Source organism: Desulfurivibrio alkaliphilus AHT 2 (assembly GCF_000092205.1).
In the GTDB taxonomy this organism is placed as follows: Bacteria; Desulfobacterota; Desulfobulbia; order Desulfobulbales; family Desulfurivibrionaceae; genus Desulfurivibrio; species Desulfurivibrio alkaliphilus.
On record NC_014216.1, the window covers coordinates 819,472 to 846,298 of the forward strand.

18 protein-coding genes are annotated in these 26,827 nt (G+C 62.2%); 10 read left to right on the plus strand and 8 right to left on the minus strand.

Features of this window, described 5'->3' with window-relative positions; genetic code table 11:
• The first annotated feature begins 196 nt into the window (after window positions 1-196).
• The gene (locus DAAHT2_RS03525; RefSeq protein ID WP_013162924.1) at window positions 197-1,120 is read left to right on the plus strand and encodes a manganese-dependent inorganic pyrophosphatase; all 924 of its coding nucleotides are present in this window, start codon (window positions 197-199) and stop codon (window positions 1,118-1,120) included.
• Between the two features lie 152 nt (window positions 1,121-1,272).
• On the opposite strand, the gene DAAHT2_RS03530 is transcribed toward DAAHT2_RS03525, so the two are convergent.
• Genes DAAHT2_RS03530 through DAAHT2_RS03545 form a run of 4 tightly spaced genes read right to left on the minus strand, consistent with a single transcriptional unit; the run spans window position 1,273 to window position 8,217 of the window.
• Window positions 1,273-2,991 carry a UshA-like (seleno)protein gene (locus tag DAAHT2_RS03530; RefSeq protein ID WP_263046620.1) on the minus strand — a complete coding sequence of 573 codons (1,719 nt, stop codon included), beginning with the start codon at window positions 2,989-2,991 and terminating at the stop codon, window positions 1,273-1,275.
• A 13-nt stretch (window positions 2,992-3,004) separates the two neighbouring features.
• On the minus strand, window positions 3,005-4,390 hold the full coding sequence (locus DAAHT2_RS03535) for a replication-associated recombination protein A (protein ID WP_013162927.1): 1,386 nt from the start codon (window positions 4,388-4,390) through the stop codon (window positions 3,005-3,007).
• Window positions 4,390-6,768 (minus strand): WD40 repeat domain-containing serine/threonine-protein kinase, encoded by a 2,379-nt coding sequence (locus DAAHT2_RS03540; RefSeq protein ID WP_013162928.1) that lies wholly within the window; start codon window positions 6,766-6,768, stop codon window positions 4,390-4,392. The genes DAAHT2_RS03535 and DAAHT2_RS03540 overlap by 1 nt, the downstream gene beginning before the upstream one ends.
• A 12-nt stretch (window positions 6,769-6,780) precedes the next feature.
• Window positions 6,781-8,217 carry a beta-barrel assembly-enhancing protease gene (locus tag DAAHT2_RS03545; protein WP_013162929.1) on the minus strand — a complete coding sequence of 479 codons (1,437 nt, stop codon included), beginning with the start codon at window positions 8,215-8,217 and terminating at the stop codon, window positions 6,781-6,783.
• A 171-nt stretch (window positions 8,218-8,388) separates the two neighbouring features.
• On the opposite strand from DAAHT2_RS03545, the gene recN reads away from it, so the two are divergent.
• Complete coding sequence (recN, locus tag DAAHT2_RS03550; protein WP_013162930.1) at window positions 8,389-10,137, plus strand: DNA repair protein RecN; 1,749 nt, start codon at window positions 8,389-8,391, stop codon at window positions 10,135-10,137.
• Complete coding sequence (locus DAAHT2_RS03555; RefSeq protein ID WP_013162931.1) at window positions 10,134-11,216, plus strand: hypothetical protein; 1,083 nt, start codon at window positions 10,134-10,136, stop codon at window positions 11,214-11,216. The genes recN and DAAHT2_RS03555 overlap by 4 nt, the downstream gene beginning before the upstream one ends.
• A 47-nt stretch (window positions 11,217-11,263) precedes the next feature.
• On the opposite strand, the gene DAAHT2_RS03560 is transcribed toward DAAHT2_RS03555, so the two are convergent.
• Genes DAAHT2_RS03560 through DAAHT2_RS03575 form a run of 4 tightly spaced genes read right to left on the minus strand, consistent with a single transcriptional unit; the run spans window position 11,264 to window position 15,711 of the window.
• Window positions 11,264-12,619 (minus strand): phospholipase D-like domain-containing protein, encoded by a 1,356-nt coding sequence (locus DAAHT2_RS03560; RefSeq protein ID WP_218915040.1) that lies wholly within the window; start codon window positions 12,617-12,619, stop codon window positions 11,264-11,266.
• Window positions 12,606-13,046 (minus strand): hypothetical protein, encoded by a 441-nt coding sequence (locus tag DAAHT2_RS14600; RefSeq protein WP_157861402.1) that lies wholly within the window; start codon window positions 13,044-13,046, stop codon window positions 12,606-12,608. The genes DAAHT2_RS03560 and DAAHT2_RS14600 overlap by 14 nt, the downstream gene beginning before the upstream one ends.
• 39 nt (window positions 13,047-13,085) lie before the next feature.
• Window positions 13,086-14,765 (minus strand): 4Fe-4S binding protein, encoded by a 1,680-nt coding sequence (locus DAAHT2_RS03570; protein WP_013162934.1) that lies wholly within the window; start codon window positions 14,763-14,765, stop codon window positions 13,086-13,088.
• A gap of 34 nt (window positions 14,766-14,799) precedes the next feature.
• Window positions 14,800-15,711: a DUF362 domain-containing protein gene (locus DAAHT2_RS03575; RefSeq protein WP_013162935.1), complete on the minus strand. Its 912-nt coding sequence runs from the start codon at window positions 15,709-15,711 to the stop codon at window positions 14,800-14,802.
• Between the two features lie 140 nt (window positions 15,712-15,851).
• Between DAAHT2_RS03575 and speB the strand changes: the two genes are divergently transcribed.
• The 7 genes from speB to DAAHT2_RS03610 all read left to right on the plus strand — a co-directional run bounded on the left by speB (window position 15,852) and on the right by DAAHT2_RS03610 (window position 26,823).
• Entirely contained in the window at window positions 15,852-16,784 is a 933-nt protein-coding gene (gene speB / locus DAAHT2_RS03580) for an agmatinase (protein WP_013162936.1), read from the plus strand.
• A gap of 56 nt (window positions 16,785-16,840) precedes the next feature.
• Window positions 16,841-17,227, plus strand: coding sequence for a YkgJ family cysteine cluster protein (locus tag DAAHT2_RS03585; RefSeq protein ID WP_013162937.1), 387 nt, complete (start codon window positions 16,841-16,843; stop codon window positions 17,225-17,227).
• The gene (locus DAAHT2_RS03590; protein WP_013162938.1) at window positions 17,217-17,687 is read left to right on the plus strand and encodes a 23S rRNA (pseudouridine(1915)-N(3))-methyltransferase RlmH; all 471 of its coding nucleotides are present in this window, start codon (window positions 17,217-17,219) and stop codon (window positions 17,685-17,687) included. Before DAAHT2_RS03585 ends, DAAHT2_RS03590 begins: the two co-directional genes overlap by 11 nt.
• A 73-nt stretch (window positions 17,688-17,760) precedes the next feature.
• Window positions 17,761-18,153 (plus strand): hypothetical protein, encoded by a 393-nt coding sequence (locus DAAHT2_RS03595; protein WP_013162939.1) that lies wholly within the window; start codon window positions 17,761-17,763, stop codon window positions 18,151-18,153.
• Between the two features lie 200 nt (window positions 18,154-18,353).
• Window positions 18,354-19,328 (plus strand): chemotaxis protein, encoded by a 975-nt coding sequence (locus tag DAAHT2_RS03600; protein WP_013162940.1) that lies wholly within the window; start codon window positions 18,354-18,356, stop codon window positions 19,326-19,328.
• A 23-nt stretch (window positions 19,329-19,351) separates the two neighbouring features.
• Complete coding sequence (gene recC, locus DAAHT2_RS03605) at window positions 19,352-22,915, plus strand: exodeoxyribonuclease V subunit gamma (protein ID WP_013162941.1); 3,564 nt, start codon at window positions 19,352-19,354, stop codon at window positions 22,913-22,915.
• A complete protein-coding gene (locus DAAHT2_RS03610; protein ID WP_013162942.1) occupies window positions 22,912-26,823 on the plus strand; it encodes a UvrD-helicase domain-containing protein in 3,912 nt (1,303 codons plus the stop codon). Before recC ends, DAAHT2_RS03610 begins: the two co-directional genes overlap by 4 nt.
• The last annotated feature ends 4 nt before the right edge of the window (window positions 26,824-26,827 follow it).

A 26,827-nucleotide genomic window follows, 5' to 3' on the forward strand; every position in this document is an offset into this window, starting at 1 on the left:
ATCTTTCCGATATTTATGTGACAACCCGGTAAAAAGTCGCGGGATGCCCGGGCTGGTCTGGTCGGTGATACTGCCGGTTACCATGCCTGTCCCGGTGCTGTTGCGGCTTTTTATCGTCGGCAGATGTTTGTTCCTGTTTTCGTCAACCATTAAGTTACCCGTAATACACCAGAAAACCCAAAAGGAGGAAACCCGTATGTCCGTCTATGTTGTAGGGCACTCAAGCCCCGATACCGATTCCGTAGCATCCGCCATCGCCTTTGCTCACTACCTGAAGGCCACCGGCACCGACGCTGTTCCCGTGGCCCAGTCCGCCGACCTCAGCCCCGAGACCACCCTGGTTTTGGAGCGCTTTGGCCTGTCCAAGCCGGAGCTGTTCACCGACGCCGCCGACAAGGACGTGGCCCTGGTGGATTTCAGCGATATCGGCCAGGCTCCGGACAACATCAAAAGCGCCAACGTGGTGGCCATTGTCGACCATCATAAAATCGGCGATATCACCACCAACGGTCCCATCTTCTTCTACGCCAAGCCGGTGGGCTGCACCTGCACGGTGCTCAACGAGATGTTCAAGAACAACAACGTTGATCTGCCCAAGGATATCGCCGGTGCCATGCTCTGCGCCATCCTCAGCGATACCGTGAACTTCAAGTCCCCCACCTGCACCGACGAAGATAAGGCCGCCGTCAAGGAACTGGCCGCCAAGGCCGGGGTTACCGACACCGATTCCCTGTTCATGGAGATGCTCAAGGCCAAGTCGGCGGTGGATGGAGTGCCCATCAAAGACCTGGTCTTCCGCGACTACAAAGATTTCGACATGGGCGGCAAGAAGGTCGGCATCTGCCAGCTGGAACTGGCCACCCTGGACCAGGTAGCCGCCATCCGCAACGACCTGATCAAGGGCCTGCAGGATGTCAAGGCCGACGGCCGCCACACGGTGATCATGATGCTCACCGACGTGGTCAAGGAAGGTTCCGAGCTGCTGGTCTTCTCTGATGATCCGGCGGTTGTGGAAAGCGCCTTCGGCGGCAAACTGAGCAACGACACCATGTGGGTCGACGGCATGATGAGCCGCAAGAAGCAGACCGTACCGCCGCTGCAAAAAGCCTTCGGCGCCTAAATAATTGTCCAGCAAAACCGTATCTTCTCGGGCGATCAGTCAAGCGCCGGAAGATGCGGTACTGCTGAACGATTACGCCTTAAACGATCACGGGGCACCGTAAACCTTACGGCACCCCGTGATCGCTTTTCCCCTCTTACCTCTTTAACAACCTACGGCCGGGGCAGGCATAACTCTTCCAGGTAGTTGATGGATTGCAGATAGTTGAAGTCCGGGCTCTGCTCGCTGGTATGGCAGCGGCGGCAGGTTTCGGCTTGCGGTCGCCGGATGACGCCGGGCGTTGCTTGGGGCTGGTTACGGGTGGCCACATGTTCCCGGCCGGGACCATGGCAGGTCTCGCAGCCCACCCCCCGCAAGGCTGAGGGCAACGACAGCGCCTGTACCTCGTCATCCTGGTAGTCGACGGTTACGTGGCAGGCAATGCAGGCCGGGTCGTACTGGCGCTGCCGCTGTTCCAGTGTCTTGTAGGCCTGGGCATGGCGGCTCTGCTGCCAGTTGGCGGTTTGCGACTGGTGGCACTGGGCGCAGGCTTGCCAGCCCAGGTAAGGGAAATCCTCCCTGGTCTCTTGTTGCTGACGGTTTTTTATGGCCTGCTGACGACCGATCTCGTTGATTTCCTCATTGATTGCGGCCACCAGCCGGAGCATTTTTTCATCTTCCGGGTAGTTATGGTCCAGGTTGAAAAACTGGTTATGGAAACTGCCGGCCTGGCGTTGCCCCGCCGTTTCTTCCAGCGCCGCCACACGCTTTTTCAGAGCTTTGATCTCCTGCTGCAGCTCCTCCTGGTAGGCCGCCATCCGCTGCCGGTAGATCTTTTGGCTCTCGGTTTTTTCGGGTTCCTCGGCAACCTCGGTGGCAGAGTGCTCCTTTTCCACCCATTGCAGTGAACGTTGCAGGCTACGCCACTGCCAGTTAAGGCGATCAAGCTCCTGGCGTTTATCCTCCAACTGGGCCAGTTCCTGGTCGAACCAGATTTGATCCGGGGTCCAGGTTATTTCCATCAGGCCCAGCCGTTTGCCCTGGCGGCCGACGGAGGTGATGACGGTGTTGTTGACTCGCCGGGGGCGCAGGTTGGCCTCGCTGTTGCGGCTGGCTACGATGAGCAGGTGAATTTCGGGAAATTCGGCGGCAATAGCCTCGTTCTCCGTAGCTTCCAGGCCGGACAATAACACCAGAAAATCGCTTTCAGCGCTGAAATGCGCCACCTGTTCCGGCAGTACCTCCCGCCAGGGTCGTAAGGCCGGCACGGCAGGTTTGTCGGCTTTAGCCGCCGGGTCGGCAGCTGTGGTTGCATTTATTGTCGAGGGGAGGGAACCGGTTAAAGCGATGACCCCAACTTTGTTGCCGCCTTTCTTCACCACCACTCCCGGGGGGAAGGGGGGCTTGTTGCGGGCCTGGTCGATGAGGTCGGCACTGAGCCAGAGCGGTTGCTGGGACTCGGCTGTGATGGTCAGCAAAAAATCGAGCCCGGCGGCCAAATCCAGGGCGTTGACTCCCACCGCGTCAAAGCCCATGTCTTGATAGGCGACGACTATGCCCCGGGCCGTGGCCCGGTCCTGTTGCTGCAGGCCGGGGTTGAGCCGTTCCCGTTTAAAGAGCAGGGCCCCGGCGTCCAGGGCTAAAGTGTTCGGGTTCTGTTGCCTGGCCAGGTTCAGTTGCGCCGCTTTTCTGGGCAGACCGCCCAGTTGTTCCGATACTCAGCCGCAGGGTTCGATCTCGCCCCGCACGTCGTTGGAATAAAGCAGCAGCAGGTCGGTCGTCGACTGTGCAGGGGATTGCCGGTCGGCCGTGGTCAAGGTCACCGCCGGGCCGGCGAAAACGGCTGCCATTGCCAGCAGAGCCGCTAGCCATACTTTAGGGGTATTAATCATTTTACAGGCCTCGCTAGGGTTGGGTCTTTTTTCGTTGGGCCAGGATTTTGCGCCATTTTTCCAGTCGCTCCTTAACCAGCGCCTCATGTCCGCGGTTGGTGGGATGATAAAACCTGGTGCCGGCCAACTGGTCCGGCAGATGCTGCTGATCCACCAGCCCCAGACGGTCGTCGTGGGCGTACTGGTAGTCCTTGCCGTAGTTAAGGTCCCGCATCAGCTTGGTGGGGGCATTGCGCAGGTGGAGCGGCACCGGCAGGCTGCCGCTTTTTTTGATGGTGGCCAGCACCTGGTTGTAGGCGGCGTAAACGGCGTTGCTTTTGGGCGCGGTGGCCAGATAAACCACTGCCTGGGCCAGGGCCAGTTCACCCTCCGGGCTGCCCAGCAGGTGGTAACTCTCCCGGGCCTGCACGGCCAGGCCCAGAGCCTGGGGGTCGGCGTTGCCGATATCTTCCGAGGCAAAGCGGATCAGGCGACGGGCGATGTAAAGCGGCTCTTCCCCGGCGGCCAGCATCCGGCCCAGCCAGTACAGGGCCCCGTCGGGGTCGCTGTCGCGCAGGCTTTTGTGCAGGGCCGAAATCAGATTGTAATGTTCCTCGCCGTCGGCATCGTAGCGCAGGCTGTGGCGCTGAATGGCCTCTTCCACCGTGGTCAGGCCGATTTGCACCTCACCGCCGATCTCTTGGCTTGCAGTCTGTCCCCGGGCCTGATCCTGGGCCAGGGCGGCGGCGATTTCCAGGCTGTTGAGCAGGCTCCTGGCATCGCCATCGGCGATGCTGATCAGGTGATCGGCGGCCTCCCGGCTGATCTTCAGGCGCAGCTTCCCCAGGCCCCGTTCTTCATCACTCAGAGCCCGTTCCAGGATGATCTGTAGATCTTCCGCCGCCAAGGGGTTGAGCACAATCACCCGGCAACGGGAGAGTAGCGGGGCGATGACATGAAAAGAGGGGTTTTCGGTGGTGGCCCCGATCAGGGTGATCAGTCCGGCCTCCACGTGGGGGAGAAAGGCATCCTGCTGAGATTTGTTGAAACGGTGGATCTCATCGACAAAGAGTACGCTGCCCCGGCCGCTTTCCGCCCTGATGCGGCGGCTTCGTTCGACAATTTCCCGGATCTCCTTGACCCCGGAGAGGACCGCCGAGAAAAAGACAAAATCCGCCCCGCTGCCGCCGGCCAGAATCCGGGCCAGGGTGGTTTTGCCGGAACCCGGCGGACCCCAGAGCAAAAGCGATGGGAGGTAACCGTGGCGGCTTAAGCCGGCGAGCAGTTTGTCGTCAGCCAGCAGATGGCGCTGGCCGACGAAATCATCCAGCCGGGCTGGGCGCATCCGTTCGGCCAGCGGGGTGGTAGGCTGGTCCCGCTGGGGTTGGTTTTTCCTCGCTGCCGTTTTGCTGTTGCTCATTAGATTATATCGAAATCCAGTTGATAGATCAGCTGCCAAACGTTGATGTTGCCGTCGTTACGGCCGGCCAGCAGGGTATGGGGCCGGGGGCCGGGGGCCAGGCTGCGGATGCCGCCGCCCCGGCCATCGAGACAAAAAAGCTTTTCGCCGCCTTCCAGGCTGATGATGTTAATCAGATCGTCATCGCCGGCGGAGGCCAGGCAACGGCCGTCGGCCAGCCCCAGCACCGCCCGAATCCGGTCGTGGTGGGGTTTGATACTGTGTTGCGCTTCATCGCCCCGCCGTGGCCAGATCTTCACCCGCCGGTCCCCGCCGGTGGAAATAAAGTGCTCGCCGGCCACCGTTGCCGCCAGATCATACACCGATCCGGCGTGGGCCTGGACGGTGGCGGTACATTCACGCATGCGACTTTGCCAGTGGCGCAGCAGACCATCTTCGCTGCCGCTGATCAGTTCCAGGCCCTGGTCCGGGTAACACAGGGCGCTGATGGCGCCGCTTTCCGCCAGCGAGACGCCGTCTTCCCGGCCGGTGGCCAGGCGCCGGACAATAATGCTGCCGTCCGCCCCGCCGGAGGTCAGCAGCTTGCCGTCCCGGCTGAAGGTCAGGGCGGTTACCGGTGCCCGGTGGCTTTGCTCCTGGCCCAAAACAGTGCCGGAGCGGGGCGACACCAGATGCACCCCGCCTTCCCTGGTACCGACGGCCAGATGCTTGCCACCGGGGGAAACCACCAGGGTGCTGATGGGCAACTCGTTATTTTGTACCACTTCCGGGCTGGCGCCACCAGTCAGGTTATAGATGAGCAGGCGGCCATCCTGCCCCACCGAGGCAATCCGGCGACTGTTGGGGATGCAGGACAGGGCGACCACCGGCGCCTGGTGACCGGTAAGGGTAAGAAAACGCTGGCCATGGAGGGGCAACAGCTTTTCCCGGATCAGCAACAGCTCTTCATAAACGCGATTGAAAAAACGGTCCTTGCGAAAGCCTTCAAGACGCCAGGTCGCCAGCAGGGCCTCAAAACAGGCCTGGTAGCGGCGATTGACCAGGTGATCGTGGATCTTGCTCTCCACCTGACGCCGCTGGGCACCGCGCCGGTAAACGGCCAGGCTTACGGGGGGCGGCACCAGGCAAAACTCCGGGCCATCCTCGTGGTCCTGGCCAAAATCACTCTTAAGACCGGTGATGTTGAGTTTGGCCGCCTTTTCCAACTCCTGCAAAAGATCCTGGCCGCCCGGCGGTCGACCGTACTGGCGGTTGGCCTCGATCCGCCGGAGGATGCGGGCCGGGCTGCTGCCCTCCAGGCGCCAGCGCAGCAGCAGTTCGTTATAAACCCCCTCCGGCAGAGTATCGTTCAACTCCAGACAACGCATAAGCTTGCGGGTGGCGGCCTGTTTTTTGCCCTCTTCCAGTAAAAAAACCGCCTGGTTGTTGAGTACTTCCGCCCGCATCTCAAGGGTTGGCGCTTCGTGGTAGGGGCAGGACATCTTGAAAAGTTGGCGGTAGGCTCGGTTCAGGTCATGCCGCAAGTCGGCAAAACCCGGGTAGCCCTGGCCGCTGTTGCTCGCCTGGCTGCGCTGCAGGGCCTGGCGCAGGGGAGGCGGCAGGCTGGCCGTTGAGCCTTTCGCCTGGCAGCCGGCGGCGGCAAACATCTGTTGCAGGCAACGGCCAAAGGCCTGCAGCTCGGCAGCGGGCGAGGGATCGGCGGAACCGGTGGCGAGCCCGAAGCCGGTGATTTTCAGCAACGACCCGGGGGTAATAAAAATATTTTCCGGCCTGATGTCGCCATGGGTCAGCCCCAGGGCGTGGCAGTGCTCCATGCCGTGGCAGAACTGGATGGCCAGGGAGAGGGCGATACGGGGGTTGTGGCAGCGCCGATCGGCCAACCAGGCCGCCAGGGTGTCGCCGGCCACCAACTCGCTGATCATCACCGGCAGGTTGTGCTGAAAACGCAGGTTATAAGAAACGGCAACATTGGGGTGCAACCCGGTCTTTACCCGCAGTTCAGCCCGGTGGAGGCATTGTTTCAGCCCGGCGGGGCTTTGCAGCAGCTCGGCAGGCGGTGTTTCCAGCAACAGCGGTATTTTCCAGCGCAGATGAAAACATTGCCAGGCGCGGCTGACGTTGTGGCCCGAGGGCAAACGCGCTTCAATCCGGTAGTTATCCAGTACCCGGTCTTCCTTTTGCCAGTCAGGCAGTTGGGGAGGGGTAAAGGGGGCCGGTTTGGCAGCCGGGCGGCCCACCTCATGGGCCTTCTTCGGGCGGCGACCGGTTTCCTGCTCAGCGGTGGGGGCCGCCGTTGCTGGCCGGTCTTTTGCCTGTTCGGGGGATGGGTCGCGTTTGCCAACCTTGTCGTTAATTTTTTGCAGCCAGCGGTTCAGCATCCCCAAGGGCCCTTACTTGTTGCCCAGGCGGGCGATGGTGGCCAGTTGTTCTTTGGCCCGGCGCTGATAGTTGCCATCTTCTTCGTCGTGGCGGACGGCCTCGCCAAGGTGGTGCCGGGCCATACGGGCCTCGCCCAGATACCAGTGGTAAAGGCCCAGGTGATAGTGGCCGGCGGCCCGGTCTCCCAGTTCGGTACGTACCTGGCCGTAGCGGAAATGCAGCCGGGCATGATCGGGGGTTTTGGTCAGCAGTTGCTCGTAAATGGGCTTGGCCTCGGCGGACCGGTCTAGTTGTTGCAGGGTTCTGGCCAGGTGAAACAGGATATAGGGGTCGTTGGGATCCCGTTTGCGGGCCTCGATCAACTGCTCCAAAGCTTCTTCGCCATGGCCGGCTTCAAACAGGATAATGGCCAGATCCGCCAACAAAATGGGGCGATCCGGGAAACGGGCGATAACTTTGCGGATTTCCTCCAGGGCTTTTTTGTGTTGCCGGTCGGCCAGATAAACCTGGGACAGCCCGTAGCGGGCCATGAAGTTGACCGGGTCTTCCTCGCCCTGGCGCATCCGGTGCCGCAGGGCCGGCAGCAGGTCCTGGGGAGAGCGGGTCAGGGAGAAAATCCGTTGCCTCACCCGGTGGAATTCAAACTCGAAATCCTCATCCCCCGGCCGGGGCTCAATCCGGGTGGGCAGGCGGTCGATATAAAGCCGATCTTCAATATAGGCGATGCGCCGTTCCGGTTCCGGGTGGGTCAGCAGGTATGCCGGCAGTTGGGCCCGGCGAAAACGGCTGATATTGCGCATGGTGCGCAGCATGCCCAGCATTTCCGCCGGATCCCGGCCCATTTCCCGCATCCAGCGCAGGGCCAGCAGGTCGGCCTCTTCCTCGTCCTGGCGACTGAACTGCAGACTCATGGTGGCGCTACCGGCCAGGGAGCCGGCTACCACCGCTTCGGCCATCGCACCACCGCCCAGAATCAGCCCGGCCAGGGCCAGGGCGGTGGCGCCCAGGTTGACCCGCTGGGTTTTGTCCAGGCGATCGGCGTAGTGGCGGCTCACCGCATGCCCCACTTCATGGGCCAGGACACTGACCAGTTGCCCCTCGCTTTCGGCGGCCTCGATCAGGCCGGAGTGGATAACAATGATCCCGCCGGGGGCGGCAAAGGCATTAAACTCCCTATTGTCCACCACAAAAAAATGGTAGTCAAAGGGCTGTGGGCCGGCCACATCCAGCACCTCTTGCCCCAGGCGGCGGATATAGGTGGTGATATCCGGATCGTCGAGAAACTTGAACTCCTTGCGAACCAGGGTAAGCAGGCGTTCCCCCAGCTCTTTTTCCTCTTGGATGGAAAGCGCCACAGCGGGTGTCGGCTGGGCCAGACTGACGGCAAGCATCAGTACAACCGTTAGCCAGACCAGGCAGCGTTGCGGAATTTTAGTAGAAAAAATCATGGGGAATAAGACACCTGTACAAATAAAAAAGTTGCAGGATCATGCTTATGATAACTTTGCTCCCGGAAAAACGCCATAACTTATCTTTGCCCGGCCTTTCTCCCGGCGCAGCCTGTCTTGTTGCCTCTCTCATTGTCTTGCAATTCCGGAACGATACGGTATTTTGGCGGAATGCTCAAGGAACTGTGGATTAAAAACCTGGCCCTGGTGGAAGAGTTGCGGCTGTCGCCCGGCTCCGGCCTGGCAGTGCTCACCGGCGAGACCGGGGCCGGCAAGTCGATCATTCTGCAGGCCGTTCACCTGCTGGCCGGCGGCCGGGCCTCGGCGGACTGGGTGCGCGGGGGGGCGGAACAGGCCACGGTGGAGGCCTTTTTTGAATTCGACCCGGGCCACGAGGAGTTGGTGCAACTTTTAAGCGCAGCCGGCCTTGAGTTGCCGGATAAGGACGGGCCGCAGGGGCATGCGAAAGATGAGCCGGCCGGTGAGTTGATCGTCAAAAGAATTATCAGCGCCAAAGGCAAGAGCCGCTTTTACCTCAACGGCTCCATGGCCACCGCCGCCACCGTGGGCAGCCTGGTCGAACACCTGGTCAGCGTGGCCAGTCAGCATGACCATCAGCAACTGTTGCAACCCCGTTATCATTTGGAATGCATTGATGCCGCCGGCAACCTGCTGGAACAGCGGCAGGCCCTGGCGGTATTGTTCGACCAGTGGCAGGAGGTGAAAAACCGCCTGCTGCAACTGCGCACCCAGGAACAGGACAAGGAGCAGCGCCGCGATTTTCTTGCCTTCCAGTGCCGGGAAATCGAGGAGATCGCCCCGGAAGCGGGGGAAGACGAACGGCTGGCCGAACAAAAGGATCGGCTTAAATTTGCCGACACCCTGATCGATCTGGGGCGGAAAAGCTATGCCGCCCTGGCGGAAAAGATCGGCACGCCTCTGGCCGCGGTCCGCAAAAATCTGCAGGAGATGGCGGCCCGGGATGAAGGAATCGGCAAGCTGGCCGAGGATGTGGCCGGTGCCGCTTTCGTGCTGGAAGACGCCCAGATGGAACTGGTCCGCTATCTCGATGGCCTGCCCAATGACGCCGCCGCCCTGGATCAGGTGACGGCCCGCATCGACCAGCTTCAGAAGCTCAAGCGCAAATACGGTCCCACCCTGGAAGAGGTGCTGACCTTTGCCCGGCAGGCCAGGGCTGAACTGGATACCTTGGAGAATATGGACGCCGCCCTGGCGGAACTGGAAGCCGAGGTGGCGCGGCGGGAAGCGGAGCTTATGGCCGCCGCCGCCGAGCTATCGGCCGCCCGCCGCCGGGTGGCAGATGATTTTGTCGCCCGGGTGGGGGCAGAGCTGAGCTCGCTGGCTTTGGCGCAGGCCCGCTTTGCCGTTCAGATGCCGGCCGGCGAGCCTGCCAGAATAACCCGCCTGGGCTGGGATAAACCGGAATTCGTTTTTTCCGCCAACCCCGGCGAAGAACTGCGCCCGCTGGCCAGGGTGGCCTCGGGCGGTGAGCTTTCCCGCCTGATGCTGGCCTTGAAATGCGTTCTGGCCCGGCAGGATAAGGTGGAAAGCGTGGTCTTTGACGAGGTCGATGCCGGCATCAGCGGCCAGGCCGCCGAGTCGGTGGCCCGCAAGATTCGCCAGCTGGCCGGTCATCACCAGGTGATCTGCATTACCCACTTACCTCAGATCGCCGCCGGGGCCGACGAGCATTACCTGGTGGCCAAGAGCCAGCGCAACGGGCGCACCATCACCGAAATCGACCGGTTGCCGGAAAAGCGGCGACCGCACGAGTTGGCTCGGATGCTGGACGGGGCGGCGGTCAGCGATAAAACCCTGGCCTATGCCACGGAACTGATCAACCGGACCACGGCGGAGAAAAAACAATTGACGGCAAAAATGAGGGGCGGGGCAAAATGACCACCGCGTTGGCACTCTATTCCGGCGGGCTGGACAGCACTCTGGCCTGCCGGGTGATCATGGAGCAGAATATCCGGGTACTGGCGGTCAAGTTCATCAGCCCCTTTTTCGGCGCCGACCTGCTGCAATATCCGGAACAATACCGGCAGATGGTACGGCGCAAATACGGCATCGAGGTGATCCTGCGGGATCTCACCGAACCTTACCTGCAAATGCTGGCCGCCCCGGCGCATGGCTACGGCAAGAACTTCAACCCCTGCGTGGACTGCAAGATCATGCTGATGGGCGAGGCCAGGCGGATGCTAGCCGAGGTGGGGGCGGAATTTCTGATCTCCGGCGAGGTGCTGGGCCAGCGCCCCATGAGTCAGCGCCGCGACACCCTGCGGGTGATCGAGCGGGACAGCGGCTGTGCCGATCTGCTCCTGAGGCCGCTGTGCGCCCGCAACCTGCCGCCTACCAAGCCGGAACGCGAAGGCCTGGTGGACCGGGAAAAACTCTACGACTTCAAGGGCCGCAGCCGCACCCCGCAGATGCAACTGGCGGCCCGATTCGGCATTGATGACTACGAATCGCCGGGGGGCGGCTGCGTGCTCACCGACCCCAATCTGGCCGAGCGTATTCGGGGCCACTACGCCGAAACCGCTGCCGAAGGCCGACCGGTGCGGGCCGAGGATATCCTGCTGCTGCTCAGCGGCCGGATCTTCAAACTGCCCGGCGGCTCCATTCTGGCCCTGGGCCGGACCGAGGCGGGCAACCAGCGGGTGCTTTCCCGCCGCATCCACGGCGACTGGTTGCTGCAACTGCGCGATCACCCCGGCCCACAGGCGGTGTTACGACCGCCGGCGGGCAGTCTCCCCAACGGGGAAACAGAGCGCCAAATAAACGCCGAAAAGGCGGCCGCTGCCCCCTTGGCGGCCGATCTGCAACGGGCGGTGGCCCTGGTGCTGCGCTACGCCGGCAAAGCGGTGCGGCAGCAGGGCAGGGCGGTGGTGGAGTTGTGCCGCGATCGGGAAGAACCGGTGATGGCGCTGGAAACCGCCCCGGCCCGGGATGAAGAGTTTATCCCCTGGCGCCGCTAGCTTTTTTTTGACGCGCCGCATCTGCCAACCAGTTAACATACCGTTGGTCAGGGTTGGCGCTGGTTGAAGCGCTCCAGCCACAACTCCAAGGTGCCCCAGAAGCGCTCCGGCAGGCGTTGGTACCAGGGGCGGTGATGCCACTGGTCGGCCAGAATTTCTCGGCTGGCGGCAAAATTTTGTTCAAACAGGCCCGCTAGCTGATCTTTCAGGGCCGGGTCGGAGGCTTCCTGGTTGGCCTCCAGGCTCCAACGGAAATTCCAGCGGTCGATGTTGCTGGAGCCGATGGAGACCCAGTTGTCGATGAGCAGGGTTTTGGCGTGGAGGAAACGGGGTTGGTACTCAAAAATCCGCACCCCGGCCGCCAGCAGCTTGTGGTAGTAACGGCGCCCGACATGCCGGACACTGGGATGATCGGTATGGGGCCCCGGCAGCAGCAGGCGGACATCGCAGCCCCGCCGGGCCGCCTGGTAAAGCGCGCGGCGGAGCTTCCAGGAGGGGATGAAGTAGGCGGTGGCAATCCAGGCGCGGCGTTGGCTGTTGCGCAACCGATTCAGCAGCGAACGTTTGATTTCCATACGCACCGGATTGTTGAGCACGACCCTTCCCAGGCCCGGTTGCTGCTCACCTGCGGTACAACATTTGTGGGTTGCCGCCCGCCCGGTCGCGGCCGCTTTGGCTCCTTGCCGCCCAAAGACGCGACCTTGTCGAAGCCCGGGCTGTACGGGGGGCGATTGCGGGCTGTGGCGGCCGTCGCGGGTGTGTTTCCAAACTTGGGCAAAGGCGTTTTGCCAGTCGGCCACGCAGGGACCTTGCACCCTCAGCATCACGTCATGCCAGGGCGGGGTTGCGGCCAGCAGGGGAAAGGTTGAAGAATAGGGGGGGCGGGGCACAAAGTCATCGGTGATGCCGGTGCCGCCGGTGTAGGCGATCTCGCCGTCCACCACCAGCAGCTTGCGGTGATCGCGCCAGAAATTGCGGCGCCACTTGCCGTAGTGCAGGGGATTGTAAAAGGCCAGGTGCGCCCCGGCTTGGTGCAGACGGTTGCGGTCCACCTGGTTGAGGCCGCGGGCGCCGAAATCGTCGGCCAGCACAAAAACATCGACCCCGCGGGCGATGGCCGCCTCAAAGGCGGAGATAAAACTGTCGGCCACCCGGCCCGAGGCCAGCAGATACATTTCCAACAGCACAAAGTGCCGGGCGGCGGCGATATCGGCCAGCATCGCCGGGAAAAAAATCTCCCCGTCGGCCAGCAGGGTAAACCGGTTGCCGTCGCGCCATGGAAAGCGTTGCCAGTGAAGGGGGAAGGGAGTCTGCATCTTGCGGCATATTCTAATGAACGCCGCCGCCCTGGTCAATGTCTGTTCGGCGGTCAATGCCTGGTGCACGGTGCTACTGTCGATCATGCAGGCCAAAACAGTTTGGGCATTTGCCGCCGTTTGCGCCGGCGAATCGGCCATCTTCGCTGATGGGCATTATGAGGTGCTTTTTTGAAATTGCCGCTTGCTTGTGACCTGTAATAGCATATAAGCTGTTATTGTCTTTGCCGATCAGGTGAGGAAGGCTATGGCTCATGACCATTTTCCCAGGAGACATCGTATGCGTGAAAACAAAGAAAAAGACCAGCAAGGCGGGAATATCTGCGCCGTGTGCGGCGGAAAAAAAGTTATTGCCGGCACCTGCACCTGCGATCACGAGTGGCGTGGCAACCAAGGTGACGACGCTTGGGAAGACTGCAAGTGCACGCCCGATGTGCCGTGCCCCGAATGTGGCGGCACCGGCGTGCTTGGGGGTTGACCAGCGCCGGAGTTGCTGCTCTTGCGAGCCCGGCAATTAGAGTCGCAGTCACCGGCTGAGCTGCGTGGCATGAACCTAAAGCAGCAACTGGTTGTCCCGTGAGCGGGATTCCCCGATGCTGGTAACGTAGATTGCCGGTTTATCGGTCACCGGGCAAAGGGTTTCGCAGATGCCGCAGCCGATGCAAAGCTCCAGGTCGACGTGGGGGCGTTGCACGCGGACCGGTTCGCCGTCGCGGTTGAGCACCTCCACTTCTTCAAACCAGATCGCCTTTTTGGGGGTGGGGCAGACCTCTTCGCAGACGATGCAGGGAATGCCGTAAGCCCAGGGCAGGCAACGGTTGCGGTCGAACATGGCCAGGCCGATTTTAACCTCGGTTTTCTCCTCCACACTCAGCCGCCGGATCGCTCCGGTGGGGCAGACCTGGCCGCACAGGGTGCAGTGGTATTCGCAATAACCCATGCGGGGCACCAGCAGCGGTGTCCACAGCCCTTCCACCCCGGCTTCCAGCAGGGTGGGCTGCAGGCCGCCGGTAAGGCATACTTTCATGCACTCCCCGCACTTGACGCAGCGTGACAGGAACTCCTTTTCCGGCACCGAACCCGGCGGCCGGATCAGCTTGGGGTTGGCCCGGGCTTCGGGCAGATTACCCACCCGCATCAGCGGCACCATGGCCATCCCGGCCACCGCCGCGCCCACCAGCCGGCGGCGGCCCAGGTCCAGCCCGGGGGAAAGATCGGCTGTGGCCCGTTTACCCCACGGCAGAATCGGCCGACCCAGTTTGAATTTCACCAGGTTGTGGGGGCAAAGGTCATCGCAGTTGAAACAGGCGTGGCATTCGCTGCGGCGCCAGCCGGCGGCCGGTTGCCGTGCTTGCTCTTTGCTGTCGGCCACGGTTTCGGTTTGTTGCCGCCCCGCGTCGTGCAAGCCGGCGGGCAGGTGTTGCAGGCTGCGCGGTTCAGCTCCACCTGGGCAGTTGCGGCCACAGGCGCCGCAGTTGGTGCAGCCCTCGGCCACCTCCCGGCGCAGCAGCGACCAGCGGGCCAACAACCCCAGCAGGGCGCCCAAAGGGCACAGGTAGCGGCACCAGAAACGGCGCTCGTAAAGGTTCAGGGCCAGCAGCCCGATAAAGAGCAGGCCGATGAACACCGACTGGCGGAAAAAGCCCTGCTGGAAAGGGAGCACCGTATCCCGCAGCAGGCTGTAAAAACGCTCGGAGATGGCGGTGATCCCGCGAAGATCGGCGTGGTACAGGGCGTCGAAAAGGGCGCTGGCAGTAAGGCTGAAGGCGGGATAGATACTGACCGATAGCGAGCGGATCAGCAGGGAAATGGGATCCAGCAAGCCGGCCTGCTGCGACCCCAGCAGGGCCAGTCCCAGCATGACCACCAGGATATAATATTTAATTTTAAACCAGGCCGGGTGGCGCACCAAAGCGCGGGCCCGGCCGGCGGTTTGGCTGACCAGGTTGTGCAGGGTGCCGAAAGGGCAGATCCAGCCGCAAAACACCCGCCCCAGCAGCAAGGTGACGGCCACCATCAGCAAGGAAAGAAAAAAGGCCACCGGCGCACTCTGGGCGCTGAGCAGGGTGGTCAGCAGGATCAAGGGGTTGAAATCGAGAAAAAGCCGTACCGGCCAACCCAGTTCATCGGCCCCTTTGCCTTCGGTTTCCAGAAAAAGGAAGAGAAAAAAGAGCAGAAACAACCATTGAGAGGCAATCCGCAGGCCGCGCCAGGAAAATATCTTGGTTAACATTGCACAATCCGTTTGTTGGTCAGCTGCCCAACGATCAGGCCGGCAGGTTGATTTCCTGCAGTTTTAGTTTGTTCAAGTCCGCTTCGCCCACCCCCAGCCGGACCGCTTCCCGCACATAGCCCAGGTCGCTGCCGGTCATCTCAAAGAGGGTGGCGCCCAAAGAGTCGATGGCCACTTCATCGGTGCCGGCGATGATCACTTCGGGCCGGCGCACGTCATCCAGGCTGCCGCCCTGGGGGCCGTTGGCCACCAGGATGCGGTGGGCGTCGAGGATGCTCAGGTCAGGTTCGACAAAGGCCGCCATCTCCGCCAGGGCCTGGTCCAGGCGCTGGTGAATGCGGCTCCGGTTGCCGCCCATGATGCCCATCCAGTTTTTAATGGCCATGGTCAACCGGGCCAGGCCATGGTGCTTGGCTATGGGCAGGTTGATCAGTACATCGGCCTCCACCGCCTCGGTATAAATGGGCCAGGTGGTCAGCACCTGGCCGCCGATACGCATATCCCGGAAGCGCCGTTCATCGACATATTTAAGATCCACCCCGTCCAGGGGCTCCAGGGCGGCGGCGATTCCGCTTTGCACGTAACAGCGGCGGGCATCGTTCACCGGCCGGTCGAACACCTTGACCAGCCTGGCGCCGGCCTCCAGGCACATTTCCGCCGTGGCCCGCACCACATCGGGATTGGTGTTGGCGGCCTGTTCGGGGCGGCGATCGAAGGCGATATTGGGTTTAAGGACCACGATATCGCCCCGGCTGACAAAGCGTTCCATGCCGCCCAGGGCCGCCACGGCTTGGCGGGTGGCGCTGGCGGGGTCGCCGCCTTTGGTCATCACCAGGTCCGGCAGTTCACCAGCCCGGCTTTGCTGCCACCAGGTGTCAAAGGCCGGGGGCACCAGCAAAGCGCCGCCAGCCACCGTTGTCTTGAGCAGAAAATTGCGTCGATCCATGGGGAAACCTCCATGCAGCCCGGCCAAAGGCCAAGGCTTTCGGGTTCGTAACTGTTGAGCCATGCATAGCCTAGCTTATCTTATACCCGGTTGGCAAGTGATGTTCATCTTACCTGGTAATACTTGTAGCCCGGCGGAAAATGGTTTATTTAAAGGCCATGCAAACATCCATGGTTTATCCCCGTTTTCTCGAAGATGAGGCTGATGTTGGGGTGGTCTGCCCCCGCTTTGCCGTGCTCTCCGCTCCCATGGCGCCGACCGTCAGTTGGGGAGGGGGGACCGAGGCCGGTCCGGCGGCGATTCTGGAAGCCTCGACGGCACTTGAGGTGTTCGACGATGAACTGCTGCAGGAAACCGTTCAGGCCGGGATTGTTACCCGTCCACCTTTGCCTTTGGCGGGGCATGATTTAACCGATGACTGCCGACTGATCAAGGAAGCGGTGAGCAGGGAGCTTGCCGCCGGTCTTTTCCCGGTGCTGCTGGGCGGTGAACACACCGTAAGCGGCCCGGCGGTGGCTGCCATGCAGGAGCAATACCCCGACCTGCACGTGGTCCAGGTTGATGCCCACCTCGATCTGCGTGATGCCTACAGCGGCACCCCCTTGAGCCATGCCTGCGTCATGCGGCGGGTGGCCGAGCTGGGAGTTAACTTCAGCCAGGTCGGCATTCGCTCTTTTTCGGCTGAAGAGTGGCAACTGGTGCAGCAACACGGCTGGCAACCCTATACCATGGCCAGAATTCATCAGCAGCCGGACTGGTTGGAGCAACTGCAGGGGGAGATCAACGGGCCGGTATATCTTACCATCGATGTGGACGGCCTGGACCCGGCCATCATGCCGGCCACCGGCACCCCGGAACCCGACGGCCTGTCCTGGCGCCAGGTGACCGCGCTGATTCGTATGCTGACCGCCATTAAGCCGGGCCTGGTGGGCCTGGACGTGGTGGAGCTGGCACCCCGGCCGGGGCAGGAGCACGCCGCCTTTACCGCCGCCAAGTTGATCTACCGGACCATGGGGTATATCGCTGCAAAAGAGGTGGCGGCAACCCATGGCCATGGGCCGAAACAAGTATAACCAAGGATCTGTGAACGTACCCGATCGCTTACAGGTAAAAATGAAGAGGAAGCACCATGAGTGTTGAGGATTTTTATCAATGCCGCCAATGCGGCTACTGCTGCCAGGGTGAGACCACCGTCTCGCTGAACAAAAATGACCAGGAACGGCTTAGCGCTCACCTGGGGATGCCCCTTGAGGAAGTCAAAAAGCGTTACCTGCGGGTCACCGGCAATACCGTGCAGATGAAAATCGTTGACGGCCACTGTATCTTCTACGACCACGGCTGCACCATCCATGAGGGCAAACCCTGGCGCTGCCGGCAGTGGCCGTTGCACCCCAGCATGCTGGATGATCCCGGCAACTTTGCGGTAATTACCGCCTCCTGCCCCGGCTTCAAAGAAGGGCTGACCCACGAGGAGTTCCGGCGCAAGATGAAAGAAGCCGGCAAAGATGCGGTTTGAGATCATTTACCCCGGAAAAACCAAGGAAGACTACCTGGCCCGGGGGGTTGACGATTTCGCCCAGCGCCTCAGCCGCTACATCGACCTTGAGCTGAAAGCCCTGAAGGCCCCCAGGCCGGGTAAGGGCGACGATGAAGCCCGGTTGATCCGGGAAGAGGGCCGGCTGCTGCTAAGCCGCATCCCCGATGACACCCTGGTGGTGGCCCTGGACCCCGGCGGTCGCCTGCTCTCCTCCCCGGAGCTGGCCGACTTGCTGGGCAACTGGCAGGAGCAGGGCCGATCCCGCCTGGTTTTTGTGCTGGGCGGGCCCCTGGGGCTCTCGGCCGAGGTTTTAAGCCGGGCCGATTTCACCCTTTCCCTGTCGCCCATGACCTTCACCCACGAGATGGCCCGGCTGCTGCTGCTCGAGCAACTCTACCGGGCCTGGAGCATCCGGCTGGGCACCGGTTACCACAAGTAGCTACACTGCAGGCCTTTTTTGGCGGTGCCTGGTTATCGCTTACACCATAAAAACTCATTTGACAAAAAACTCCATGATCGACAAACTACCTCACACCATGCCAAGGCCGGTGATTTACGGGGCCATGGTGCTTGGCCTGCTGGCCGCACTTTCCTTTCGGGTTCTCACCATTGTGGAAGTTTTTAACCCGGCTCTGGTGCGCCCCATCTGGTACTTCGGGGTGCTGGGTTACATCCTCTTCTTCGCTTACCGTTATTTTATCACCGAAAAAAGGAAACGGGTGATCACCGCCAACCGCCTGCTGGAAAAACTGAAGGCGGAAGGGGAGTTGAACCGCGATGATCGCCTGCTGTTGGATTATGTCCTTTCTTCGGTGGTAAAATCCAAAGAGCATGTCAATTACATTTTTATTGTGGTGATTTCGATCATTGTGGTAGTAATCGACCTCTGGCTTACAGTGTTTTGAAGCGCTTAAAAAGCAAGTAGCCTCATAATTTTCTAAAGAATGCTTGATAAGTGTAACCATCCTAATTTATAGTGAAAAAATGGTACCCGAAGGGCCGTCCCAAGCGGGGCGGGGTGGCAACCTAACAACAACCGGAATAACCGGAGTTTACCGGCCCGGCAGGCAAAATATAACCAGCAGTTGTGGTTGGAGGAACTGAGATGAGTCAAACGGCGGGTTCCCGCACCAATATTCTTCTGGAGTCCGGCACCAATGAACTGGAGGTGATCACCCTTTACCTGCAGTGGCTTGATCCCGCCAGCTCGGCTTCCACCCAAACATCATACGGCATCAATGCTGCCAAGGTGCGGGAGCTGGTGGCCATGCCGAGCAAACTCACCGAGGTGCCGGACAGCCACCCTTCGGTGCGTGGTGTCTTTATGCTCCGTGACCGCACCATTCTCCTGATCGACCTTTGCCACTGGTTCGGCTACCAGCCGGACCTGTCGCCGGAGGCCAAGGCCAAGTGGGTGGTGGTGGTAACCGAGATCAACGGCAAGTTGTTCAGCTTTATCTCTCACGGGGTGGACAAGGTGCACCGGATCTCCTGGAACCAGATCATGCCGCCGCCGGAAGTGGTGGCCAACGACAGTAGCCTGACCGGCATGTGCCTGGTCAACGACCGCATTATCCAGATGATCGATTTTGAAAAGATCTGTGCCGATATAGATCCCAGCATGGCCATGGATTACGTTACCCACGCCGTTAAAGACAAGGCGGAAGCCGGCCAGGAGGATAAATTTGTCGTTATTGCCGACGATTCCGCCATGATCCGCGACCAGATCACCCAGACCCTCACCCGGGCCGGCTACAAGGTCAAGGCCTTTCCCGACGGCCAATCGGCCTGGGATTTCCTGGAACTGACCATGGGCTCCGGCGAGGTGGACAGCCGAATTTTAGGGATTATCTCCGACATTGAAATGCCCCGCATGGATGGCCATCATCTTTGCATGAAAATCAAGCAGCAACCGGCCTTTGCCAAGGTGCCGGTGATGCTCTTTTCTTCCCTGATCAACGACACCGCCCGGCACAAAGGGGAAAAGGTGGGGGCTGACGACCAGATCACCAAGCCGGAGCTTGGCACCCTGGTGGAACGACTGCAGGGTTGCCTGCGCAAATTGGGGGCGGCAGCCTAATATCTCTGGTGAATGGTTACGTTGTGCCTGTTGAACGCCGCCTGATCCTTTACCGCAGCAATCGCCTGGAGGCCTTGCTGGACTGCCTGGCGGCCAGCCTGCAAGATGATCCGCCGCCTCCCTTAAGCAGTGAATGTGTAGTGGTCCAGAGCCGGGGCATGGCTACCTGGCTGGGGCAAAGCCTGGCCCAGCGTTTCGGCATCTGGGCCCATCCCGATTTCCCCCACCCCCGCCGTTTCATTGAACGCCTGCTGCGGGCCGCTGCCGGAGAGGAGGCGGCCACCGCCACTTCTTTCAGCCGGGAGCTGCTGACCCTGGCGATTCTCGAGTTGTTGCCGCAGTTGCTCTCCCGGCCGGAGTTTGCCCCCCTGCGCCGTTACCTGGAGGGGGCGGACGATTGGAAAAGTCTGCAACTGGCGGAACGGATCGCCTATGTTTTCGACCAGTACCTGGTGTATCGGCCCGAAATGGTGCTGGCCTGGGAAGACCGGCAAGCTGAACCGGAGGATGACGACCGCTGGCAGGCGCTGCTGTGGCGGCAACTGGCGCAACGCTTCGGCTCCCCGGCCCGCCTTTTTCACCAGGCCAAAGGTCGCCTGCAGCAGGGCGATTTAGCCCAACCCGAGTTGCTGCCCGCCCGGGTTTTCCTTTTCGGGATCACCACCCTGCCTCCCGTGTACCTCGATTTGCTCAATGAGGCGGCCAAACTGCTGCCCTGCCACCTGCTGCTCTTTGCCCCGGCCCGTGACTACTGGGGCGATATCCTCAGCCCCAAGGCCGCCAACCGGCTGCTGTTGCGCCATCACCCCCCGGCAGCCAACGCCGATGAACAGCATGGAAGAGATTTCGAACACTTGCACCTGGATACCGGCCACCCGCTGCTGGCTTCCTGGGGAGAGGTGGGGCGGGAATTCCAACATATCATGGAAGAGCGGGCCGAATACCTGCAACCTGCCCACGGTGATTGCTTTGTCAATCCTGCAACCGTCGAAGTTGCCGGGGCCTCCATCCTGGCCCGCCTGCAAAGAGATATCCTGGAGTTGCAGGAGCCCGCCCCAGCGGCCGCTGACCAACGGAATTCTGCCGGCGACAGCCCGAACCCCAACAACCGGTTGCCTGAACAAGCGGCGGGGGCGGTAGACCATGATCACTCCATTGTCATTCATGCCTGCCACAGCCCTTTGCGGGAGGTGGAAGTTTTGCAGGACCAGCTTCTGGCCATGCTGGATGTCGAGGGTTACCGGCCCCGGGATATCGTGGTCATGGTGCCGGATATCGAGACCTACGCCCCCCTGATCGAAGCGGTTTTTCGCCGACCCACCGGTGATCGCCGCTACATCCCTTTTCGCCTTGCCGACCGCCGGGTCAGCCGGGAAGCGCCGCTTCTGGATGCCCTGTTAAACCTGCTCGACCTGGCCCGCGGCCGGCTGCCGCTGTCTCAGGTGCTGGATTTTCTCGCCCGGGAGCCGGTGCGGCAAGGTTTCGGGCTGGACGGCCGGCAGTTGCAGCGCCTTGAACAGTGGCTGGAGCAACTGCGGGTGCGCTGGGGGATTGATGAAGAGCACCGCCGTCGCCACGACCAGCCGCCGGACCGCCAAAACACCTGGCGTTTCGGCCTGGACCGGTTGATCCTCGGTTACGCGCTGCCCGGCGAAGATCGCTATCTGGTGGCCGGCATACTGCCCTTCGACGACATTGAAGGCCAGGACGCCCAGCTGGCAGGGGTACTGCTGCAATTCAGCCAGGCCCTGTTCAGCCTGGTCGACGAGGTGAGAGAAGCCAAAACCATGGCCCGCTGGGTGGAGCTGGTGCGCCGGGCCATGGCCGCCTTTTTCGCCCCGGAGGAACGGGCGGCGGCGGGGGAACAGTGGCAGCGGCAAAGCCTGCGCGATGCCCTGGTAGCGCTGCTTCAGGAGAGCGAGCGGGCGGGGCTGGAGCGCCCCCTGGAGTTAGCAGCCTTTCTGAGACTGCTGCGCGCCCGCCTGGACGAGGCAGGCATGGCTGCCGGCTTTCTGGAAGGCGGCCTGACCTTCTGCACCATGCTGCCCATGCGCACCATTCCTTTCCCGGTGGTCTGCCTGCTGGGAATGAACGACGGCGATTTCCCCCGCCAGGACAACCCCGCCGGCTTCGACCTGCTGGCCGCCGCCCCCCGTCCCGGTGACCGCTCCCGCCGCCGGGACGACCGCTACCTTTTCCTGGAATCACTGCTCTCCGCCCGCCGGCGGCTTTATATCAGCTACGTGGGCCGCAGCATCAAAGACAACACAGAACTGCCACCCTCGCCCCTGGTGGATGAATTGCTGGACTGCCTGGAGCGGATGCCGGAGGCTGTCGCAGAAAGCACCGCAGATAGTGAGGGTACCGGCGAAGAAGAGCGCCTGGCCGACCGCCGCCGGCGTACCCGCGCCCGTTTTGTCGTCAACCACCCTCTGCAGCCCTTCAGCCCGCGCTATTTCCAGCCGGACCAGCCGCTGCTGTTTACCTATGCCGCTGAATATGCACCCGTGCCAAGCACCCGGCCGGTCGGCACCGGGCAGGGTGGCCCGGATTCCCCGCGGCCCAAGGCCGCCGCCACTGCCCCCGCCCCAGGCGCCCCCACCTTGGCCGAACTGCACCGTTTTTTTCGTAATCCATCCAGGTGGTATGCCGAACATCACCTGGGCCTGAGCCTGCCGCCAGGCGAAGAGGCCCGGCCGGACCGGGAACCGGTTTTCCTGGAAAGATTGGATGCATACCGGCTGAACCGGCAACTGCTGCAAGATCCCGCCAGCGTGCTGGCGGCTGTGAACGCCGGGGAAGATGACGAAGCGGGTCGCCGGCTCCGGCACCTCTTGGCCGCCCGGGGCGAGTTGCCGTTGGCCGGGGCCGCCGCCCCGGCCCTGGCGGAAGCCATGGCCGCCGTCGAGCCGGTGGCCGCCTTTCTGGCCACCAATCCCGCCGGCCGTCCCTTGCCGAATCTGCCCCTTGACCTTGAGCTTGGACAGCACTTGTATTTGCGCGGTGAGCTGCGGGACCGGGCCGAGCTGGGCCTGCTGCGCTGGCGGCCCGGCCGAAGCAAGCCGGTTTTTCTGCTGCTGGCCTGGCTTGACCACCTGGCCTTGTGCGCCCGGGCCCCGGCCGACCAAGACCACCAGTGCCTGCTGGTGGCCAGGGGTAAGGGGCAAGACGAAGGCCAGGCGGATATCCGCATTTTTCGGGCGGTGGCGCAAGAGCAGGCCCAAAGCCTGCTGGCCCAACTGCTCGACCTGTGGCGACGGGGGCAGGAAGCGCCGCTGCCTTTTTTCCCGGCTTGCTCCCACGCCTGGTCAGATAAGATTTACCAAGCCAAAGAAAGTGACCCCGCGAAACTTTGCCGCCAGGCCCGACAGGCCGCCCTGCAAGCGTACCACGGCGGAGATTTTCATCCGGGTGACGGGGCCGACCCTTACGTGGGGCTGATCTTCCAGGAGGCGGACCCGGCGGGTGAGTGGTCGGAGGATGACAGCTCGGGGCCCGGCGGGAGCGACTGGGAAGAATTCACTGCGGTGGCCGAAACCGTTTACCTCCCCATGCTCCGAGTTTTGGAAAAAGCTGGAGAAAAATGATTACCCCGCAACCCTTCAACGCCGCCGCTTTGCCGTCGGCCCCGCTGCAACTCATCGAGGCCAGCGCCGGCACAGGCAAGACCTATTCCATTACCTCGCTCTACCTGCGTTTTATTCTGGAACAGGAACTGCCGGTGGAAAAGATCCTGGTGCTGAGCTTCACCGAGGCCGCCACCGCCGAACTGCACGGCCGCCTGCGCGCCCGCCTCCAGGCCGCCGCCACCGCCTTCCAGCAGGGCGGTGGTACTAATGATCCTTTCCTGCAGGAACTGGTTCGCAATAGCCGCCGGCCGGAACGGGATCTGCGGCTGCTGCAGCGGGCCGTCAGCGATATCGACCAGGCGGCGGTGACCACCATTCACAGCTTCTGCCACCGGGTTTTGCAGCAGGGCGCCTTTGAAAGCGGGATGCCCTTTGAGCTGGAACTGCTCGGCGAGGTGACGCCATTTATCGATGAACTGATCTACGATTTTCTGGCCACCCTCCACCATCGCGATGATCCCCGGCTGCTGGCGCTCTGGCGCCGCGTTTACAGCCTTACGGAACTGCGCGCCCTGGTGCGGGAGGGGTTGCGCCACCGCCACTTCCCGCTGCTTACCGGGGTAAGCGAACAGCCGCACCGCATCTTCGGGCGATCAGCCAGGCTTACGTACAGGGGGTACGCTGCGCCTGGCTGCTTGCCCGAACCTGCGGCACGGCTGTTCGCTTACGGCCCGTTAGACCGGCAGTTTAGTGCCCCAGTCGGCGCTGAAACTTCCCCCTGGGCCGGGCAAATGGCCGATATTCAAAGGCGTTACACCAGGGCGCGGCAGTGCTGGCAACAAAACCGAGAGGAGATCGTCAAAACTCTGCATGACACCGATTTTTTGAAAAAATACCGCGATCTGCTGGCCGCCGGCCTGGTCGACAAACTGGCCGTCCACCTGGCCGCCCCCGAACCTCGATCCCTGGTGCTGCCGTCAGGGGCGGAAAAAATGACTCCCGCTGTTTTCAACGACCCCGACGGCGGGGTCTGCAAGAAAATCAACATCAAAAAGGGTAACATTCCCCGCCACCGGTTTTTTGACCTCTGGGCGCATTACATGGAGCCGGTGCAAAAGCTGGCTTTCTCCTACCAGACGGCCATCCAGCAAGAGCTGCTGGCCTTTGCCCGCCGGGAGTTGCCAGCCCGGCTGGCCGCCGCCGGCCTGCAATCTTTCGATGATCTCCTCTACGGCCTGGAGCGGGCTTTGCGAGGGCCGGGGGCGGCGGCTCTGCGCCGCTTTATCGGCAGTCGCTACCCGGTGGCCCTGATCGATGAATTCCAGGATACCGACCCGGTGCAGTACAGTATTTTTCAACAAGTTTATGGCCAACATGTTGCCGGCGGGCGGGAAGAGGGGAGGCGGCTGATTTTAATCGGTGACCCCAAGCAGGCCATCTATGCCTTCCGGGGCGCCGATATCTTTGCTTACCTGCAGGCGGCGCAGGATGCCGGTGAGCAGCGTTACACCATGACCATCAACTGGCGGGCCGACCGGCGCCTGGTGGCGGCGGTCAACGCCCTGTTTCAACCGGTTGCCCAGCCCTTTGTGGTGCCGGGGATCGATTTCCCGGCGGTAACGGCCCGCCCCGATGCGCCCGACCTGTGGCGGGAAACAACGTCCGCCGGCGAAGAGGATGAGCAACCACTGCAGTTTCTGCTCCCGCCCCCTAAGCTGGCGGAACGACTTAACAGCGGTCCCGGACGGCTGCCGGCCCGGAGCCGGGTGGAAAAAGCAGTGCCTAACCTGGTGGCGGCGGATATCGTCCGCCTGCTGGAAGGTGCCGGCAGCCTGGGGGAAAGAGGGTTGCGACCGGCGGATATCGCAGTGCTGGTACGCAGCAACCAGCAGGCCGCCCTGGTTCAGCACGCCTTGCAACGTCGGGGGGTGGCGGCGGTGCTGCACAGCCGGGAGAGTGTCTTTCAGAGTACCGAGGCGCGGCAGTTGTCCATCCTGCTCCACGGCCTGCTGGGCCAGGCCGGCGAGCCCCAGCGCCGGGCAGCCATGCTCAGCGGTCTGCTGGGTTGCACCCGGGCCGAACTGGAGAGCCTGGAAGAAGACGAGCAGCAGTGGCAGAGCTGGCTGCTGCGCTTTACCCGCTGGAGTCGATTATGGAGCGAGCGGGGTTTCATGGCCGTGATGCGGGCCATCGGCGAGGAGCAGGAGATGCCGGCCCGGTTGCTCAATCACCCCAACGGCCAACGGCGACTCACCAATTTTCGCCACCTGGCGGAACTGCTCCATAACCAGGAACGGGAAGCCCATTTGCAGCCGCCAGCCCTGCTCAAATGGCTGGATGAAGGGATTGCCGGCCTGCGCCCCGGCTCCGAGTTCGACGAGTTACGCCTGGAAAGCGACGAGGAAGCGGTCCAGGTGTTGACCATCCACCGCAGCAAAGGGCTGCAATACCCGGTGGTTTACTGCCCCTACCTGTGGAAAACCGGCAAACGGAAAAATGAAGAGAAAGACAAATTTTTCACCTTCCACGACCCCGATGATCATTGGCAGGGTAAGATCACCCTGCAGCCCGATGATGAGCAGCGCCAGGCCCGCCGCCGGGAATTGTTCGCCGAAGACCTGCGCCTGCTCTACGTGGCCCTCACCCGGGCCCGCCACTGTTGCCGGGCGGTGTGGTTCGGCGCCGATGGCTACCAGGAATCGGCCCTGGCCTACTTGCTGCACGGCGGTGAGCAAGGTCACCCGCCCGCCGACCTGACCGGCTTATCCTTTGCCGAGTTGCAGCAACGGTTGCACCGGCGGGTGGCCAATGAACCGGACTGGGGCCTGCAGACCGCGTCGGCAGAAACCATTCCGGCGCCGCCGCAGCACGGGCAGGTCCAAAAACCATCTGCCGCCGCCGCGGCGGACCCGACCCGGCTGCGGCAGATGCAAACCACCATCGACACCGCCTGGCGGGTGGGCAGTTTTTCCCATCTCATCGCCCGGGCGTCGGAGCTCAATGCCACCGTCAGTGAGCGCGATTACGACGCCGCGGCGGATGCTGCCGCGACCGTTGCCGGCGATTCGGCCGGAGCTGCCGCCAGAACTGCCACCGGAGATTCCGATGGAGATGCCGCCGGCGATCGCGGCGGGGCGGCACCGGTTACGGCGGCCGGCGCCCCCCCCGTCTCATTGCGGCTTGCCGCCCGCGTCCCCTTGGCCGACCTGCCCGCCGGGGCGGCTATCGGCAATCTCTGGCACCGCATTCTGGAGCTGATTTCTTTTCAGCAACCCGATCAGCACCAGGAGATCATCGCCGAGCAGTTGCGCATCTTCGGGGTTGACCGCCGACAATGGCAACCGGTGCTGGAAGAGGCCCTGGCCACCATCCTCGACACCCCGCTGACCGCCGCCGAGCCCTTCCGGCTGGCGGACATCAAAGACACGGAGCGGCTCAACGAAATGGCCTTCATCGGCCCGGTGCGCCAGCAAGACCAGCCCCTGGAAGCCGCCGACCTGGCCCGGGTTTTTAAGCAGTTTCCTGAAAACCTGCCTCCCGGTTACGCCGATCGCCTGGCACAACTGCGCTTCCCGGCCCTGCAGGGATACCTGAAAGGCTTTGTCGATCTTATTTGCCGGTGGCAGAACAAATGGTATGTCATCGATTACAAGAGCAACCTGCTGGGCCCCACCCACGCCGACTACCAACCCGCCAACCTGCTGCCGGCGATGAGCAACCACCACTATATCCTCCAGTACCACCTCTACACCCTGGCCCTGCATCGCCACCTGGCCCAGCGGCTGCCGGATTACGACTATGATCAACACTTCGGCGGCGCCCTCTACCTGTTTCTCCGCGGCCTGCACCCGGACTTGGGCCCCGCCGCCGGCATCCACCACGAACGCCCACCCCGCCAGCGCATCGAAGCCCTTGCCGGATTATGAACAG